This is a genomic window from Mycetocola sp. JXN-3, assembly GCF_014522285.1.
Taxonomy (GTDB): Bacteria; Actinomycetota; Actinomycetes; order Actinomycetales; family Microbacteriaceae; genus Mycetocola; species Mycetocola saprophilus.
On sequence record NZ_CP041635.1, the window covers coordinates 1,236,422 to 1,251,341 of the forward strand.

At 66.9% G+C, this 14,920-nt stretch carries 14 protein-coding genes and 3 tRNA genes; 10 read left to right on the plus strand and 7 right to left on the minus strand.

Translation table 11 applies throughout. The features are described 5' to 3' along the window. The first annotated feature begins 159 nt into the window (after positions 1 to 159). From C7C57_RS05660 to C7C57_RS05670, 3 genes are all read left to right on the plus strand, one after another. Positions 160 to 900 carry a hypothetical protein gene (locus C7C57_RS05660; RefSeq protein WP_187977910.1) on the plus strand — a complete coding sequence of 247 codons (741 nt, stop codon included), beginning with the start codon at positions 160 to 162 and terminating at the stop codon, positions 898 to 900. Then, a complete protein-coding gene (locus C7C57_RS05665) occupies positions 897 to 1,706 on the plus strand; it encodes a zeta toxin family protein (protein ID WP_187977911.1) in 810 nt (269 codons plus the stop codon). The genes C7C57_RS05660 and C7C57_RS05665 overlap by 4 nt, the downstream gene beginning before the upstream one ends. Positions 1,707 to 1,888: 182 nt before the next feature. Further along, entirely contained in the window at positions 1,889 to 3,949 is a 2,061-nt protein-coding gene (locus C7C57_RS05670; RefSeq protein WP_187977912.1) for a choice-of-anchor Q domain-containing protein, read from the plus strand. Between the two features lie 52 nt (positions 3,950 to 4,001). On the opposite strand, the gene C7C57_RS05675 is transcribed toward C7C57_RS05670, so the two are convergent. Further along, complete coding sequence (locus C7C57_RS05675; RefSeq protein WP_187977913.1) at positions 4,002 to 4,400, minus strand: VOC family protein; 399 nt, start codon at positions 4,398 to 4,400, stop codon at positions 4,002 to 4,004. A 158-nt stretch (positions 4,401 to 4,558) separates the two neighbouring features. On the opposite strand from C7C57_RS05675, the gene C7C57_RS05680 reads away from it, so the two are divergent. The 7 genes from C7C57_RS05680 to C7C57_RS05710 all read left to right on the plus strand — a co-directional run bounded on the left by C7C57_RS05680 (position 4,559) and on the right by C7C57_RS05710 (position 9,803). Continuing rightward, positions 4,559 to 5,497 (plus strand): carbohydrate kinase, encoded by a 939-nt coding sequence (locus tag C7C57_RS05680; protein ID WP_030148647.1) that lies wholly within the window; start codon positions 4,559 to 4,561, stop codon positions 5,495 to 5,497. Positions 5,498 to 5,717: 220 nt separating this feature from the next. Beyond that, positions 5,718 to 5,793, plus strand: a tRNA-Glu gene (locus C7C57_RS05685). A 78-nt stretch (positions 5,794 to 5,871) separates the two neighbouring features. Then, a tRNA-Glu gene (locus tag C7C57_RS05690) sits at positions 5,872 to 5,947 on the plus strand. A gap of 119 nt (positions 5,948 to 6,066) precedes the next feature. Next, positions 6,067 to 6,142: transfer RNA gene (locus C7C57_RS05695), tRNA-Glu, on the plus strand. A 91-nt stretch (positions 6,143 to 6,233) separates the two neighbouring features. Beyond that, a complete protein-coding gene (locus C7C57_RS05700) occupies positions 6,234 to 7,115 on the plus strand; it encodes a DMT family transporter (RefSeq protein WP_187977914.1) in 882 nt (293 codons plus the stop codon). Between the two features lie 367 nt (positions 7,116 to 7,482). Then, positions 7,483 to 8,487: a TerC family protein gene (locus C7C57_RS05705; RefSeq protein WP_030148649.1), complete on the plus strand. Its 1,005-nt coding sequence runs from the start codon at positions 7,483 to 7,485 to the stop codon at positions 8,485 to 8,487. A 77-nt stretch (positions 8,488 to 8,564) separates the two neighbouring features. Beyond that, positions 8,565 to 9,803, plus strand: coding sequence for an MFS transporter (locus C7C57_RS05710; RefSeq protein ID WP_187977915.1), 1,239 nt, complete (start codon positions 8,565 to 8,567; stop codon positions 9,801 to 9,803). Positions 9,804 to 9,896: 93 nt separating this feature from the next. On the opposite strand, the gene C7C57_RS05715 is transcribed toward C7C57_RS05710, so the two are convergent. The 6 genes from C7C57_RS05715 to C7C57_RS05740 all read right to left on the minus strand — a co-directional run bounded on the left by C7C57_RS05715 (position 9,897) and on the right by C7C57_RS05740 (position 14,838). Then, complete coding sequence (locus C7C57_RS05715; protein WP_187977916.1) at positions 9,897 to 11,039, minus strand: NAD(P)/FAD-dependent oxidoreductase; 1,143 nt, start codon at positions 11,037 to 11,039, stop codon at positions 9,897 to 9,899. An 80-nt stretch (positions 11,040 to 11,119) separates the two neighbouring features. Then, on the minus strand, positions 11,120 to 11,806 hold the full coding sequence (locus C7C57_RS05720; protein WP_187977917.1) for a TetR/AcrR family transcriptional regulator: 687 nt from the start codon (positions 11,804 to 11,806) through the stop codon (positions 11,120 to 11,122). 232 nt (positions 11,807 to 12,038) lie between these two features. Then, positions 12,039 to 12,227: a DUF5302 domain-containing protein gene (locus tag C7C57_RS05725; RefSeq protein ID WP_030148653.1), complete on the minus strand. Its 189-nt coding sequence runs from the start codon at positions 12,225 to 12,227 to the stop codon at positions 12,039 to 12,041. A gap of 39 nt (positions 12,228 to 12,266) precedes the next feature. Beyond that, positions 12,267 to 13,067 (minus strand): ABC transporter ATP-binding protein, encoded by an 801-nt coding sequence (locus C7C57_RS05730; protein ID WP_187977918.1) that lies wholly within the window; start codon positions 13,065 to 13,067, stop codon positions 12,267 to 12,269. Continuing rightward, entirely contained in the window at positions 13,064 to 13,978 is a 915-nt protein-coding gene (locus C7C57_RS05735) for an ABC transporter ATP-binding protein (protein WP_187977919.1), read from the minus strand. Before C7C57_RS05735 ends, C7C57_RS05730 begins: the two co-directional genes overlap by 4 nt. After that, a complete protein-coding gene (locus tag C7C57_RS05740; RefSeq protein ID WP_030148656.1) occupies positions 13,975 to 14,838 on the minus strand; it encodes an ABC transporter permease in 864 nt (287 codons plus the stop codon). Before C7C57_RS05740 ends, C7C57_RS05735 begins: the two co-directional genes overlap by 4 nt. Between the last annotated feature and the right edge of the window lie 82 nt (positions 14,839 to 14,920).

Consider the following 14,920-nt stretch of genomic DNA (forward strand, 5'->3'; position numbering starts at 1 on the left):
CCGCGGTAGGCCTGCTCGCTGACACTGGCCGAGGTGGAGCTTGGGGACGAACACATCCGCATCGCCTAGCGGTCCGTTGGTCGGCAGGGCTGGCAGAGTCGGCACCGAGGGTGCCTCCGGATGGCAACGCTGGTAAATTCGGGGGGTGGAGGTGCCATCATGGCCGATCACGAGCAGGACAACGAGGATCAGACTCCGGAAAACGACTCGGAGAACACCCCGGGGCGTAAGCCGGAGCGAACCCCGGATGCGCGGCGCACGCCGCCCTGGGGTCGCGAGGGGGAGCGCCGTCGTCCCGGAAGTGGTGAGGATGTGCGCCGCGACCTTCGCCGGATGATGCAGCAGGCCGATGTCCACAGCCTCGATGCTCAAGGATCCGGCACTCACGGACCCGGCACCCACGGATCCGGCGCGCATGAACCCGGTGCCCACGAGCCCGGAACGCAGGAGTTCGGTGATCGCCGCCGCGGTCGCCGCGAGGGTGGTCCCTGGGGCCCGGGCAACGAGCGTCGCGGGTTTGCCGAGCTGCGCTTTACCCGCGGGGTGTTTGCGTTGACCGATCAGGGCTGCAGCGCGCAGGAGATTGCCGATCGGCTTGAGGTTCCGGTGGAGGAGATTACCCGGCGCCTTGCCCGCCGCGAGCTGTACCGCGGATCCGTTGATCTGCGCGACATCGTCCTGGATCGCCAGTCCGGCACGATCACCACCGAGGAGATGATCCGCAAGCTGAGCGCCCTGAGCCTCACCGCTCACACCCCGGGCACCCGGGGGGCCTACGACGGTGCCGCGAGCGCCACCGGAACGGCCCGCCAGCTCATGGCCGTGCTGCGGGACGGGCTGATTACCGAGGCCGAATATGAGGCCGTGCGCCAGGCCGCCGCGCGGCGCAGGGCCCGGTGAGCGCCGCCCGCGAGCGGGTTGCCGCACAGTTGGAGCGGGTGCTGCAGCGCGACGGACTCGACAATCCCTGGGGCGACCGCGAGGACGCCTCGACCCGCTGGATCTTTGGCGACGGCTTTCTCTACGACACCTCCCGACTGCGTTTTCAGGAAGACCTCATCGCCACCGCCCGCGACCGCAACCCCGGATCCTTCGGGGGAGTGCTCGCCGCCGTGGTGACCGCCGGTCCGCCCGGGGCCGGAAAATCAACGGCGCTGGCCAGCGACCCGCGCCTGGCCGGGTTCCGCGACATCGACGCCGATGATTTCAAGGACGCCCTCCTGGTGGACGCCCGGGAACGTGGCCTGCTGAATCACTGGCTGGACACGACCCTGGAGGATGGCCGCCCGATCATGCCGCGCGAGCTGGCCGGGTTTGTGCACGCCGAATCCACGGCGATTGCCGATGCGATGCGCGAGGCATGCCTGATCGACGGCGAGAACATCGTGATCCACGGCACCCTCTCCAGCATCGACTACGTGGGTGCACTGCTGGCCGAGCTGGATGAGTTCGGGTACGAGCAGCTGATCATCTATGATGTCGAGGTTCCCGCCGAGGTTGCCGTGGAGCGTGCGCTGGACCGCTGGTGGAGCGCCCGTGAATCGGGGGCCGATGCCCTCGGCGGTCGTTTCGTGCCGCCCGCCGGAATCCGCGCGTACTACCCGGAGGATGTGACGCGAGCGGTGACCGCGGCCAACGCTCAGGCCCTGCACGATCGCGCTTATCGCCTCGGATGGGATGTGGACCTGACGGTGGTTGCCCCCTAACACCTGGCCGCCCCAAACCTGGATATTCCCCAGAGCAGGGGCGTCCCGAGGACCGGGTCGCGGTGAGGTCGTGGTCGCCCCGAAAAGTGGAGAGAGGATAACGATCATCGCGCGCTAGTGCGATCGGCGTGTCGCGCTGGTAGATTCCGAATCAATATAGTTCGTATTGAAAAGGGGTCCTGGTGTTCAAAAAACTGGTTGCGGCATGCTCCGCCACCGTCCTTATCGTCGGCGCGAGTGTGTTCGCCGCGGTCCTTCCGGCTCAGGCGGCCACCTTGACCGTCACCACGACCGTGGACGGGGACGCGGGTTCCCTCCGCTCGGCCCTTGCCCAGGCGCAGTCGGGGGATGTGATCGAGATTCCCGCGGGGTGGGACATCCCCATCTCTCAGGGGCAGCTTCAGGTATCGACCACCCTGACCATTCGTGGGGCCGGGGGTTCGCGTCCCACCGTGCACTCGTCCCTGCCGCAAAACCCGAACGCGCTGATTCGGGTTACCTCCGGTGCGGGGTTGACGTTTGAGGGGATCAACGTCGGCGGCACCCAGCCGCAGGCGATCGGTATTCAGGCGTTGAGTGGGGCCGGAAGCCTGACGGTTCGAGACTCCGATCTCACCGGCTTTATTCGCTCGATCGTGCCCGAGGAGCCGAGCAGCCCGGTGCTGATCGAACGCGTCACGTTCACCGGTGGGGACATCGGCCTGGGGGCCGGGGCGGTTCAGCCCGGAACCCCGTTTGTGGTGCGTGACTCGGTGTTTTCGGGCCAGGGAAACTTTGGCATTCTCGTGGCGGGCGTGGACGGGTCCGCGGGTAGTAATCTGCTGGTCGAGCGCACCACATTTACCCACATCGGCAACGGTGAAATCGGTGATGCGGCCATCCGCGTGGGGGCGATCTTCGCGACCCGCCCCGGTGATTCCCCGGCTCTTGATCTTCGGGACAGCGTGATCACCGATTCGACCTTCTCCCCGGTGGGCGGCGCCATTCGATTCGGGAACGTGTTTGCCCCGAACCAGCAGCGCGGCCCAAGTGTGCGCCTGTCGGGAACCTCGATCATCCGTGCGACCCCGGCACCCATTCTCTACTCCGATGTCAACACCCCCGGTCTCGGCGGTGTTCCGGTGAACGACCGCGTGGTCATCGAGAACTCGACGATTCAGGGTTTCCCCGATACCCGTCTGTTCTCCTTCTTCCAGCAGCACCAGGGAAAGATCTCCGACACCGTGGTGGATATCGATCACTCGACCATTCAGGGCACCCTCAACACCCCCGACAATGCCTCGCTGACCGCGCACCTCACCAATACGGTGATCGATAGCGGGACCACGCAGATGTTCGACGTGGTGAAGGCCACCCACACCGCCGCCGACAGCGTCTTCACCGTGAACGTGCCCGAGTTCCCCAGTGGAAACCGGGTAATTGCCGCGGCCGACCTGGGACTCGCACCCCTCGCGCCCGCCGCCAATGGACTGCCGGTGCGTCTGCTGAACGCGACCTCTCCGCTGCTGGACACCGCCGCGGACACGAGCCCGCTCGGCACCGATCAGCGCGGGAAGCCGCGAATCTCGGGTGTCGCGGGGGATGTGGGCGCGGTCGAGATGCAGCGCTGGGTCCTCACCGTCGAGGGTGGGGGACCGGTCACGGCCGGTGCCAACGCGACCTTCACCGTGCGCGTGGTCACACCGGGCGAGCTTCCCGCGACCGCCACGGCGGCCACCGAAAACGGAACCGCGACGGCGGGAAGCGACTACATCGCGCACTCGCAGATCATCACCCTGGATCCGGCGTCCACGGCGACCACGTTCCCCGTCGTGGTGGGCACGCTCCCCTCGGGCACCGACCTCAGTAAATTCCGGGTGCGTCTGACGGCCGAAACGGGGGACACCGTTCAGGAGCCCGTCGCCGAGGCAACGATCCACAACACGATCTTCTCGACGCCGACGCCGACGCCGACGCCAACGCCCACCCCCACTCCGACCGGTGGACCGGATACCCCCTCGCCGACGCCGTCGGCATCGGTCACGCCGACCGGAGGACCGGTGGACCCGTCGGCCTCGCCGACCCCGGGCTCCCCGACGATCATCGCCGGACCCGGAACCCCGGCCGCTGGAGGAACAAATCCTCCCGGCGGCCGGCTCGGTGACACCGGTGCGCCGGCCGGACTGATCGGTGCGGCAGCCATGCTCGCCCTGATCCTGCTGCTCGCCGGCGGCGGAATCCTGCTACGCCGCCGCGGCGCCTAACGCGTGCCGAGGCCCCTGCCCCGACGTATCATCGACACGTCGGGGCAGGACCCTAGGCCTCGGAACGCGGTGCGAAGAGGTCGATCGAGTTGCCATCCGGGTCCAGGATGGTTGCATAGCGCTGACCCCAGGGTGCGTCCCACGGTGCCACGTGACCCGGGTATCCGGCGGCCTCGAGCCGGGCGAAGGTGGCATCCACCTCGGTCGGAGTCTCATGGGCAAACGCCAGGGCGATTCGGTGTCCGCCGCCCGCAACCGCGTAATTCGGATCAAACGAGCGGATCACCTCGACCGTGTCCCAGGCCAGCGTGGTCCCATCCGGAAGGACCGCGTCCACATGGGGCGCGGATTCCGCGCCGGCGGGGATGTCGACCCCGAGAGCACGATAGAAGGCCAGGGCCGCGGGCATGTCCGAGGTAACGAGTCCGATGAATCCAAGTGTCAGTGTCATGCACCCAGGCTAGTCCGAGCGGGTGTCATTGCGGGGAACAGAACGGACGTGTGTGCGGCGATCGCAGACAGCTGTCAGTTCGCGGAATCTCGGGGTGGATATACTCAGAGGGATCGCGGATACCACCCGGTAGCCTCGCGAGATGAAGTGGAGCGTTCGTGGTTGTAGCGGTAGTGGGCGAGGCCCTGATTGATCTCATTCAAGAGGCGGATGGGCGATACCGTCCCACGCCCGGAGGAGCCCCGGCCAACGTCGCGATCGCGCTGACCCGACTCGGCATCAACACCCGCTTCTTCGGACGCCTCGGCAACGACCGCTTCGGTGCCCTCGTCGGGGAAAACCTGCGTCGAAACGGCGTCGCCCTCGATGACTGCGTTCAGGCCTCCGAGCCCACCTCCGTCGCCGTCGCCAATCGCGGGCAGGGGGGAGCGGCCGAATACTCCTTCTATATCAACGGCACCGCCGACTGGCAGTGGACCGACGCCGAACTGGCCTCGCTCGGAAAGGGCGCCCGCGCGCTGCACCTCGGATCGCTCGCGGCGATCATGGAACCGGGAGCCTCGGTCATCGCCGATCACGTCGAGAAAATCTTCGCCGCCGGCAAGACCCTGATCTCCTTCGACCTCAACCTCCAGCCCAGCCTCGGGGTTTCCCGCGAACGCGAGCACGAGCGGGTCTCCCGCCTGGTCGCGTCGGCCCACATCGTCAAGACCAGCGTGGGAGACCTGCGCTGGCTCTACCCCGACCGCCTGCCCGGCGAGGTTGCCGAAATCTGGTCCCGCTCGCGCGCCGTGGTCCTCACCCGCGGAGGCGACGGGGTCAGCCTGTACCGCCCGGGCGTCCGACCGGTGGACGTACCCGCGCGCCCCACCACCGTGGTGGACACCGTGGCCGCCGGCGACACCTTCGTGGCCGCCCTGCTCTACCGCCTGCTCAGCGGCGTCGGCAAGGACCCCGCCGCGCTGCTGCGCCAGGGACCCACCGAGTGGATCGAACACCTCCGCTTCGCCAACGCCGCCGCGTCTCTCGCCTGCGAGTGGCCCGGGGCGAACCCGCCGATGCTCAGCGAGGTTAACCGCGCGTTCGACGGCAACTAGCCCCCGGGTAGCCTCCGACCTCCCTATCCCTCTCCCTCCACGCCAGCTTCGGCGACACGCCCACGGGTGTGTCGCCGAAAACTGTTTTGGCTGGTTTTGCCGCAAAAACCCCTGCCCGGATCCGTGGCAAAAGGTCCCCAAACACGCCCGCTGACGGGGCGTGTTGCGGCTCGATTTGTGTCCACCTCGAATCCCGTGGCATACTTTTACACGTTGCTTCGGTCCCATCGTTTAGCGGCCTAGGACACCGCCCTCTCACGGCGGCGGCACGGGTTCAAATCCCGTTGGGATCACCATCGCAATCACCTCGAGCAATCGGGGTGTGAGCAGGTAAAACGAAGTTACATAGCAGTGATGTGTACATGACTGTGTTCGGTCCCATCGTTTAGCGGCCTAGGACACCGCCCTCTCACGGCGGCGGCACGGGTTCAAATCCCGTTGGGATCACCACTAAAGCGGGTTTTCATCTCCGGATGAAAACCCGCTTTGTGTTTGTCGGGGTGCGAGCGTCGGCGACACGCCGGATTTTTGCCCGGCGGTGGTTGTGTGTCATACTTATCAGGTAGTTCGGTCCCATCGTTTAGCGGCCTAGGACACCGCCCTCTCACGGCGGCGGCACGGGTTCAAATCCCGTTGGGATCACCACACTAAAACTCCCTCGGTTCATCCGGGGGAGTTTTGCTTTGCGCCGATGCTCACCCGATGACGCGGCCCGATCATCGAGTGAGGAATCTGAATGAGCGCCGCCGCATCATCCAAGGGTCGTCTGACCGGTGTGGCCCTGGTTCTCGCCGGGATGGCCTGCCAGGACGTCGGTGCGGCCTTTGCGATCCTGGTGTTCCCGCAGACCGGGGCTCTGGGCATGGTGGCCCTGCGGATGGGGTTCTCGGCGATTCTGCTGCTCCTGATCGCGCGCCCCAGCCTGCGCGGGCGCTCCCGAGCTCAGTGGCTCACGGTTGTCGGCTTCGCGTTCTCGCTGATGCTCATGAACACCCTGTTTTACCTGGCGATCGATCGCATCCCGCTGGGTCCGGCCGTCGCCATCGAGGTGCTCGGACCGCTGACGCTCTCGGTTATTACCGGGCGGGGCCGCATGCGCTGGCTCTGGGCGGCGCTGGCGCTGGCCGGTGTCGCGCTCCTCGGACACGGAGGCTGGGGCACCATGGACCCGATCGGCGTGCTGCTTGCCCTATCGGCCGGCGTCATGTGGGCGCTCTACATCGTGACCTCGGCCCGCACCGGGGCGAGTTTCCAGGGATTGGACGGCCTGGCCATCGCCATGACCATCGGCGCGGTCATGATCCTGCCCTTCGGCCTGATCGCCTCCGGAGGCTCGGTGCTTGCCCCGCAGATCCTGGCGCTGGGACTGCTGATCGCGATCATGTCCTCCACCATTCCCTACGCGGCCGAGCTCAACGCGCTGCGTCGGTTGCCCACCGCCGTGTTCTCTGTGCTGATGTCCCTGGGCCCGGTCGTGGCCGCCCTTGCCGGGTTGTTTGTCCTGGGGCAAACCCTGGGGCTGTTTGAGGCGCTGGCGATCGTGCTGATCGTGTGTGCGAGTGCCGGAGCGGTCCAGTCCTCGCGGCCGCGTCAGGCGCCGCCCACCCTCGACGTTTAGCCTTCGCCATCCCGGTATGGCGAATATTCGCTTCCGGACATGGAGGGAACCCACACACTCACGCGGTAGCTTCAGCGAGATGGGCCTTCGCGGCCCGTTGAACGCGGGAGCTTCGGGGGAAGCTTCCCGGTTCGCGAGGCTCCGATACGCCGACGGGGGAGAGCGGTAATCGGAGCCTCGCTTATCTCCGGCTGTCCAAGCCGCGGTGGATACGATATGCTGATCCACGCGAAGGGGAGTATCCCATCACGCCGCGATCGTCATCACGATCCACCACGACGGTGGGTCCGGGCGCGGCGGCAGTTATCTAACTGCGGGAGAGACTTTCACGGCTTTGCCCTACCCGGGCATCATCGTGAAGGATAAAATGCACCCCCAGTTACCGCTTCTCTTCGAGATCATCACGTGTGTGGTTCTCGTCCTGGTCCTCGTGGCCGATCTGCTCATCGTCACCAAGCGCCCGCACATTCCCTCGATGAAGGAATCCGCCCTGTGGGTGAGCTTCTATGTGGCCCTGGCCCTGATCTTTGCGGTCCTGATGTACTTCCTTGCCGGACACGAGTTTGCCGGCCAGTTTGTGGCCGGTTGGCTCACCGAGTACTCACTCTCGATCGATAACCTCTTTGTCTTTGTGATCATCATGGCCCGCTTCTCGGTGCCACGAAAGTTCCAGCAAGAGGTGCTGATGGTGGGGATCATCATCGCCCTGGTGCTGCGCGGTGTCTTCATCCTGGCCGGTGCCGCGCTGATCGAAAACTTCTCCTTCATCTTCTACCTGTTTGGTGCCTGGCTGCTCTACACCGCCTGGCAGCAGGCGTTTGGCCACGACGGCGAGCAGGAGGATAACCGTTTCACGCTGTGGCTGAAGAAGCGGATGAAGGTTGCCGACGACTACGACGAGAACAAGCTGCGCACCACGATCAACGGGCGTCGCTACTGGACCCCGATGATCATCGTGTTCATCTCGATCGGTACCACCGACCTGCTCTTCGCCCTGGACTCGATCCCGGCGATCTTCGGCATCACGCAGAGCCCCTTCATCGTGTTCACCGCCAACGTGTTTGCGCTGATGGGTCTGCGTCAGCTCTACTTCCTGCTGGGCGGCCTGCTCGAGCGCCTGGAATACCTCAAGTACGGAATCGCCTTCATCCTGGCCTTCATCGGCGTGAAGCTGGTGCTGCACGCGATGCACGAGAACGAGCTACCCTTCATCAACGGCGGACAGAGCTTCGAGTGGGCTCCGGAGATTTCCACCTGGACCTCGCTTGCGGTCATCCTCGCCTCGATGGCAATCGCCACCGTGGCCAGCCTGGTGAAGTCGCGCAATAAGCCCAAGGCGGAGGTTGCCGCGGGCGACGCGGACCAGCACTAGTCACGACACCCCGGCACGGCACCACCCTAACGAGCGGTATTCTGAGGAGATTGTTTGATTTCCGAAGAAGGGGTGCCGTGCCGCATCGTTCCGCCGTTCCGCGCGAAGTATGGGTGCTGGTAGCCGCCTCATTTGTGATTGCCCTGGGGTACGGGATCGTCGCGCCCGTGCTGCCGCTCTACGCCCAGCGCTTCGGCGTGGGCAACACCGAGATCTCCGCGGTGGTGAGTGTGTTTGCCGCCATGCGGCTGATCTTCGCCCCCGCATCGGGCTGGCTCGTCCAGCGCTTCGGTGAGAAGCACATCTACATTTCGGGCCTGCTGATCGTGGCGATCAGCACCGGTGCCTGCGCGTTTGCGGGGGAGTACTGGCAGCTGGTGGCGCTGCGCGCGGTCGCCGGTATCGGGTCCACCATGTTCACCGTGTCGGCGATGGGCCTGCTGATTCGGATCAGCCCGGCCAGCATGCGCGCCCGCATCTCCAGCCTGTATTCGGGCAGCTTCCTGATTGGTGGTGTGGCCGGACCGATCCTCGGTGCCCTGGCCGCGCCCTTCGGGCTCCACGCACCGTTTGTGATCTACGCGATCGCACTGTTTGCAGCCTGCGCCGTGGTGGCGCTGGCGCTTGGTCGGGTTCAGGTTCCCGTGGGGACCGAGCCCGGCGGCGTAGCCGGGACCGGCGTGGATGTGCGCCCCGTCCTGACCCTCGCCGCCGCCTGGGCCCGCAAGCCCTACCGTGCCGCCGTGGCCGCCAACTTTGCCAACGGATGGACCGCCTTCGGGGTGCGTGTGGCCCTGGTCCCGGTGGTCATGGCCGCCTTTTTCCCCGGCACCGCATCGGCCGCGGCCCTGGCGCTGACCACCTTCGCGCTGGGCAACGCGGCGATCATCCTGCCCGCCGGACGCTGGTCCGACCGCTATGGTCGCCGTCCCTTTATCATCGGTGGCATGGCCCTGGCCGGGGTCGCCACCGCGCTGTTCGGATTCGCCGACAACCTGGTGATCTCGCTGGTTCTCTGTGCGATTGCCGGGGTGGGAACCGGACTGTGCGCGCCCTCGCAGCAGGCCGTGGTGGCCGATGTGGTGGGGCGGCACCACCGGGGTGGACCGGTCTTGGCCACGTTCCAGATGGTGTCCGACCTCGGCGCGGTGATCGGTCCGCTGGTGATCGGTGCCTTGGCCGACCTGGTGGGCTTCGGCCCGGCGTTTGCCGTGACCGGGGCGCTGCTCATGGTCGGTGCGATCGTCTGGACCTTCACCCCGAATGAGCCCGAACGCACCGAAACCGGCGCGATTGACGTGGTGCCGCGGGTCTAGCCGCGGCTCGCTGTCGGGACGACCGTTTCGCGATCGTCTTCCCCGGCTGTTTTACGCCGGGGCTTCCGATCTCGGCCGGTCCGATCTCGGCACTTACGCCCCGGCCTCGCCTACGCCGGGTTCGTCTTCGCCGGGCTCGTCCTCTCCGGCGAATCGGGTGAACATCTCGACCAGGGGGCGCGGGGAATCCGCGCTGAACATCATCTCCAGACTCTCGGCGGAATCTCCGGCGGCCTCGGTGTCACCCGGGTGATCGATGATCGCCCGGGCCAGCTCCGAGGCGTCGTACATGGCGATGTTGGCACCCTCGCCGGCAAAGGGGCTCATCACGTGCGCCGCATCGCCCAGCAGGGTCACCCCGGGGACGCGGTCCCAGCTGATGCCCACCGGCAGGGCGTTGACTCGGCGCGGGGTGAGGGTGGTGTCGGCGTGGGCAATCAGGCCGCGCAGCGACTCATCCCAGCCCTCCAGTCGATCCAGAACCGCGGCGGTAGCGGCGGCTGCATCGTTCCAGTTGACGGTGTCGATCCAGGACTCGGGGACCTGGAATCCCACGTAGGTGTGCAGTGAGCCGTCGGTTTCGCGGTGTCCGAGGATGCCGGTGTTACCGCGGAAGGACATCATCATGCCACCGCCCATCGCCGCGGCCTCGCGCGGGTGGTGGGCATCGGCGTCGTGCAGGTCGGCCTCGATGAACGAGATGCCGGTATAGGACGGGGTCAGATCGGTGAGCAGCGGGCGTACCTTAGACCAGGCTCCATCGGCGCCGATCAAAAGGTCGGTGGTGATGATCTTGCCATCGGTGAACTCGATCGCGTGACGTCCGGGATGTCCGGGAACCTCACGCACCGAGCGAGCCTTACGTCCCCAACGGATGGTGCCCTCGGGGAGGGAATCGATCAGCAGATCACGCAGCTGGCCGCGCTCGACCTCGGGACGGTTGAGCTCGCCGTCATCCTCCTGCTCGACCAGCACGGTCGCGGTGTGATCGAGGATACGCATCGACTCGCCGCCCGGGTGGATGAGGTCGGTGAAGGGCTCCCAGAGGCCCGCCGCGCGGATCGCCAGCTGGCCGTTATAGGTGTGGATATCCAGCATGCCGCCCTGAACGCGGGCGTGACGGTCCGGTTCCAGGTCGAAGACGGCCGCCTCGATGCCGCCGAGGTGCAGGATGCGGGCGGCGGTGAGGCCGCCCAGGCCGCCGCCGAGGATAACGATGGGGAAGTGTGTCGTCATGAGGGTGTTCCTTTGAAATAGACGGGTGTGCGGTCGAGACTCCGGGACGGCGCGGTGCGCGTCCGGAAAGTTCGTTCGACTCAGCGGGGAAGTGGGGTGGCGGTGATGCCGGCGATCAGTGCGCGAATGGCCCAGGAGGCTCGCTGATCGGGGGTGCCCGAGAGGAGCAGTTCGGCGTGTTCGGCAACGTGCGGGACCTCGCGCGCATCGGCCTCGCGGATGGTTGTGTTGATGGAGGCCACCACATCGGGGGCGAAGGCCCCGGCATAGGCGTCCTCGGGGGCGGGTGCGCTGTGCTCGGCGGCACTCGCGGTGGCATGCTGCACCAGGATGTCGGCACCCCAGGCTGCCCGGTCGGCGGCGACGCCGCCCTCCAGAAGCAGGCCGAGCACGCGGTCAAACAGCTTCACCGTGTTGGGACCCATGGGACGCAGCTGGAGTGCGGATCGGGCCAACCCGGGATAGCTGAAGAGCAGCTGGCTGTAGGCACCGAGCAGCGCCTCCAGCCGTTCGGCCCAGGTGCCCTCGGGATCCTCGGGCAGGGTGCCGGTCAGCTCGTCGGTGACGGCCGCATGCAGCTCCGCGGTGTTTGAAATGTAGACGTACAGGGATGCGGGCCCGGTGTCGAGGGCGTTTGCCACGCGACGCATGGTGGCCTTGGCGAGGCCCTCGGTCTGGGCGATTTTGATCGTTTCGGCGATGATCCACTCCCGTGACAGCGGGGGCTTAGCGGGGCGTTCACGGCGACTGCCAACGGATGATGTCATGTTCACACCATAGAGCGAACACGTTCGTTCGTCCAGGCGCGTGGGGTGAACTCTCAGGAACGAACATGTTCGTCGCGCGGTGGGCAAAACAAAACCGCCACGTTCCGTGTTGGATCGTGGCGGTTTGTGTGCGGAGACCTATCCGCCGGCTTTGCGGCGCGTGGGTTTGTCGCTGGAGCAAGACAAAACCGCCACGGTCCGTGTTGGATCGTGGCGGTTTGTGTGCGGAGACCTATCCGCCGGCCTTGCGGCGGAACTGGCGCTGACTCGGCGCCTTGCCCTGGGTCTGGCGCACGCTCCCGGTGGAATCGAGGTGGTCCTCGCCTCCCTGGGCACGCTGCTTTTTACGTTCGAGGGCCTCGCGGAACTTCCGCTTGGTTTCCTCGGCGCTGGCCTGGGCCGCATCATCGGTGGAACTCATGATGTCCTCCTTCGTCGGTGACGCTTCAGTCTACCCGGACTAGCCTTCGACGCGGGGCAGGCGGGGGATGGCCGCCAGCAGGGTGCGAGTGTAGGGGTGCTGTGGATTCGCCAAAACCTCGGAGGTGTGGCCCTCTTCGACGATGCGTCCGTCCTGCAGCACGGCCACGCGATCACAGAGCGCGGCAACGATGCTGAGGTCGTGGGAGACCAGTAGGAGTCCGGTCTGGTTTTCATCCGGAACCGACGCATCCGCCCGGCCGAGGCCGCGCAGCAACTCGATGATCTGGGTGCGAACCGACATGTCGAGGGCCGACACCGGCTCGTCGGCGAGGATCAGCCGCGGGTTGGGAGCCAGGGCGCGGGCGATCGCGATCCGCTGGCGCTGCCCGCCGGAGAAGGCGTGCGGATAGCGGTCGGCGGCATCGGCGGGCAGATCCACGGCGGCCAGCAGATCGGCGACGCGGGATTTCAGGGCCTCGCGGTCGCGCTCGATCCCCAGGGAGCGCAGGGGCTCGGTGATGGTGCGTCCCACGGTGGCGCGCGGATCCAGGGCACCGTAGGGATCCTGGAACACGTTCTGTACCGCGCTCCGGAATCCGCGCAGCCCGGCGCGATCACGCAGGTTGAGCGGCTCGCCCTGGAAGCGCACGGCCCCGCCGGTGGGGGCATCCAGCCCGAGGAGGAGGCGCAGGATGGTTGATTTTCCCGCGCCCGATTCGCCGACCAAGCCTACGCGTTCGCCGCGGCGCAGGGCCAGGGTGATGCCGTGCAGGGTGTTGGTGTCTCGGCCCGGATAGCGGAAGTCCACGTTGTCCGCGGCGAGCAGGTATTCGTTCATGCCTGGTTCTCCACCGGGTTCGTGTGCGGGTCGACGTGGCCGGGCGGGTTGCCCGGAGACTGTGCGGTGTCGTCGGCACGCGCGGGGTCATCGAGCGGCACCGGAGCCTTGGGTAGCGCGGACACCTCGGGCAGGTAGGCTTCGAGGCTGCGGGCGGTGTTCACCAGCAGTCGGGTGTAGTCGGCCTCCGGGGCGGTGAGCAGTTGCCGGGTCGGGCCCTGCTCGATGCTCTCGCCCCCGCGCAGCACCAGCAACTGTTCGGTCATCTGGGACACCACGGCCAGATCATGGCTGATCAGCAGCAGTGACATCCCGCGCTCACGCACGGCGCCGTCCAGCAGGTCGAGGATCTCGGCCTGCACGCTGATGTCGAGGGCCGTGGTGGGCTCGTCGGCGATCAGGATGTCGGGGTCGCAGGCCAGGGCGAGGGCGATGGCCACCCGCTGGCGCTGCCCACCGGAGACCTCGTGAATGTAGGACCGGGCGATCTTCTCAGGGTTGGGTAGCGCGACCGCCGACAGTGCCTCGATGATCGCCCTCTGCAGGGCATCCCCACGCAGTCCGCGGTGATGGGAGAGCGGCCAGGCGAGCTGCTTGCCGATCCGCATGAGCGGATCCAGTGCGGTTAGCGGCTCCTGGAAGACCGCGGCGATCCCCGATCCGCGCACGCCATTGAGGGTGCGTGCCGAGGCACCCACCAGCTCGGTGTCACCCAGGCGGATGCTCCCCGAGGCGCGCAGGCCCGAGGGCAGCAGGCCGAGGACGGCGAGGGAGGTGAGGCTCTTGCCCGAGCCGGACTCGCCGATAATGCCGAGGCGCTGCCCGGCGGGCAACTCGAACGAGACATCGGATACCAGCGCGCGCTGGTCCTCGGTCTGGACCGAGAGGTTCTGTACTGAGAGTGCGGTCACTGGGCCCTCCGCAGGGTTGGGTCGAGCTTTTCACGCAGGCCGTCGGCGAGCAGGTTCGCGCCCACCACGGTGATCACAAGCAGGATGCCGGGCAGGATCGCGCTGAGCGGCGCCACGGTTACGGTGGCCTGGGCCTCCTGCAAGAGGCGTCCCCAGGACGCGTTCGGCGGCGGCGATCCCAGTCCCAGGTAGGACAGCGAGGCCTCGGCGAGGACCGCGCCCCCAAACTGCAGGGCCGCGGGCACCACGAGGGTGGGCCAGAGGTTCGGCAGCACGTGCTCCCGGGCGATACCGAGCGTGCTGGTTCCGGCGATCCGCGCGGCGGTCACATAGTCCTGCGCGAGGATGCGCTGGGTGACCACGCGGGTCAGTCGGGCGATCACCGCGGAACCGGCGAGCCCGATCGCGATGATGGCCGAATCCAGCGAGGCACCGCGCCAGGCGACGATCAGCATCGCCAGCAGCAGGGTGGGGAAGGCGATCGCGATATCCAGCAGGCTGGTGAGGGCATCGTCCACCCAGCGGGTGGAGAATCCGGCGAGCAGACCGATCAGGATGCCGAGCACCGCGGCGATCAGGACCGAGCCGATCCCCACGGTGATTGCCAGGCGAGCACCGATCAGCAGCTGGGTGAAGACGTCGCGGCCGAGCTTGTCGGTGCCGGCCCAGTGGGTGCCATCGGGATCGGCCAGGCGTCCACCGGTGGTGTCGGCCGGATCGAACGGGGTCCAGAAGATCGAGACGATTGCGGCCAGTACGATGATCCCGAGCAGGATTCCGCCCACCACGAGGTTGATCGAGCCGAGCGCACGTCGCCGCGACCCGCGGACGGTGGCCCCCTGGGTCATCACGGCGCTCATGCGGAGGCCTTTCGGCTGCCGGGCCGGCTGTAGATGGCATGAGTAGCGCGGGCGTAGCCGCTCAGCGCGCTCATGCGGAGGC

What these genes read in the sequence shown, in the direction of transcription:
- C7C57_RS05660 (WP_187977910.1), top strand. Translation starts at nt 160, where the DNA reads ATGGCCGATCACGAGCAGGACAACGAGGATCAGACTCCGGAAAACGAC.
- C7C57_RS05675 (WP_187977913.1), bottom strand. Translation starts at nt 4,400, where the DNA reads ATGACACTGACACTTGGATTCATCGGACTCGTTACCTCGGACATGCCC.
- C7C57_RS05700 (WP_187977914.1), top strand. Translation starts at nt 6,234, where the DNA reads ATGAGCGCCGCCGCATCATCCAAGGGTCGTCTGACCGGTGTGGCCCTG.
- C7C57_RS05705 (WP_030148649.1), top strand. Translation starts at nt 7,483, where the DNA reads ATGCACCCCCAGTTACCGCTTCTCTTCGAGATCATCACGTGTGTGGTT.
- C7C57_RS05715 (WP_187977916.1), bottom strand. Translation starts at nt 11,039, where the DNA reads ATGACGACACACTTCCCCATCGTTATCCTCGGCGGCGGCCTGGGCGGC.
- C7C57_RS05720 (WP_187977917.1), bottom strand. Translation starts at nt 11,806, where the DNA reads ATGACATCATCCGTTGGCAGTCGCCGTGAACGCCCCGCTAAGCCCCCG.
- C7C57_RS05725 (WP_030148653.1), bottom strand. Translation starts at nt 12,227, where the DNA reads ATGAGTTCCACCGATGATGCGGCCCAGGCCAGCGCCGAGGAAACCAAG.
- C7C57_RS05730 (WP_187977918.1), bottom strand. Translation starts at nt 13,067, where the DNA reads ATGAACGAATACCTGCTCGCCGCGGACAACGTGGACTTCCGCTATCCG.
- C7C57_RS05740 (WP_030148656.1), bottom strand. Translation starts at nt 14,838, where the DNA reads ATGAGCGCCGTGATGACCCAGGGGGCCACCGTCCGCGGGTCGCGGCGA.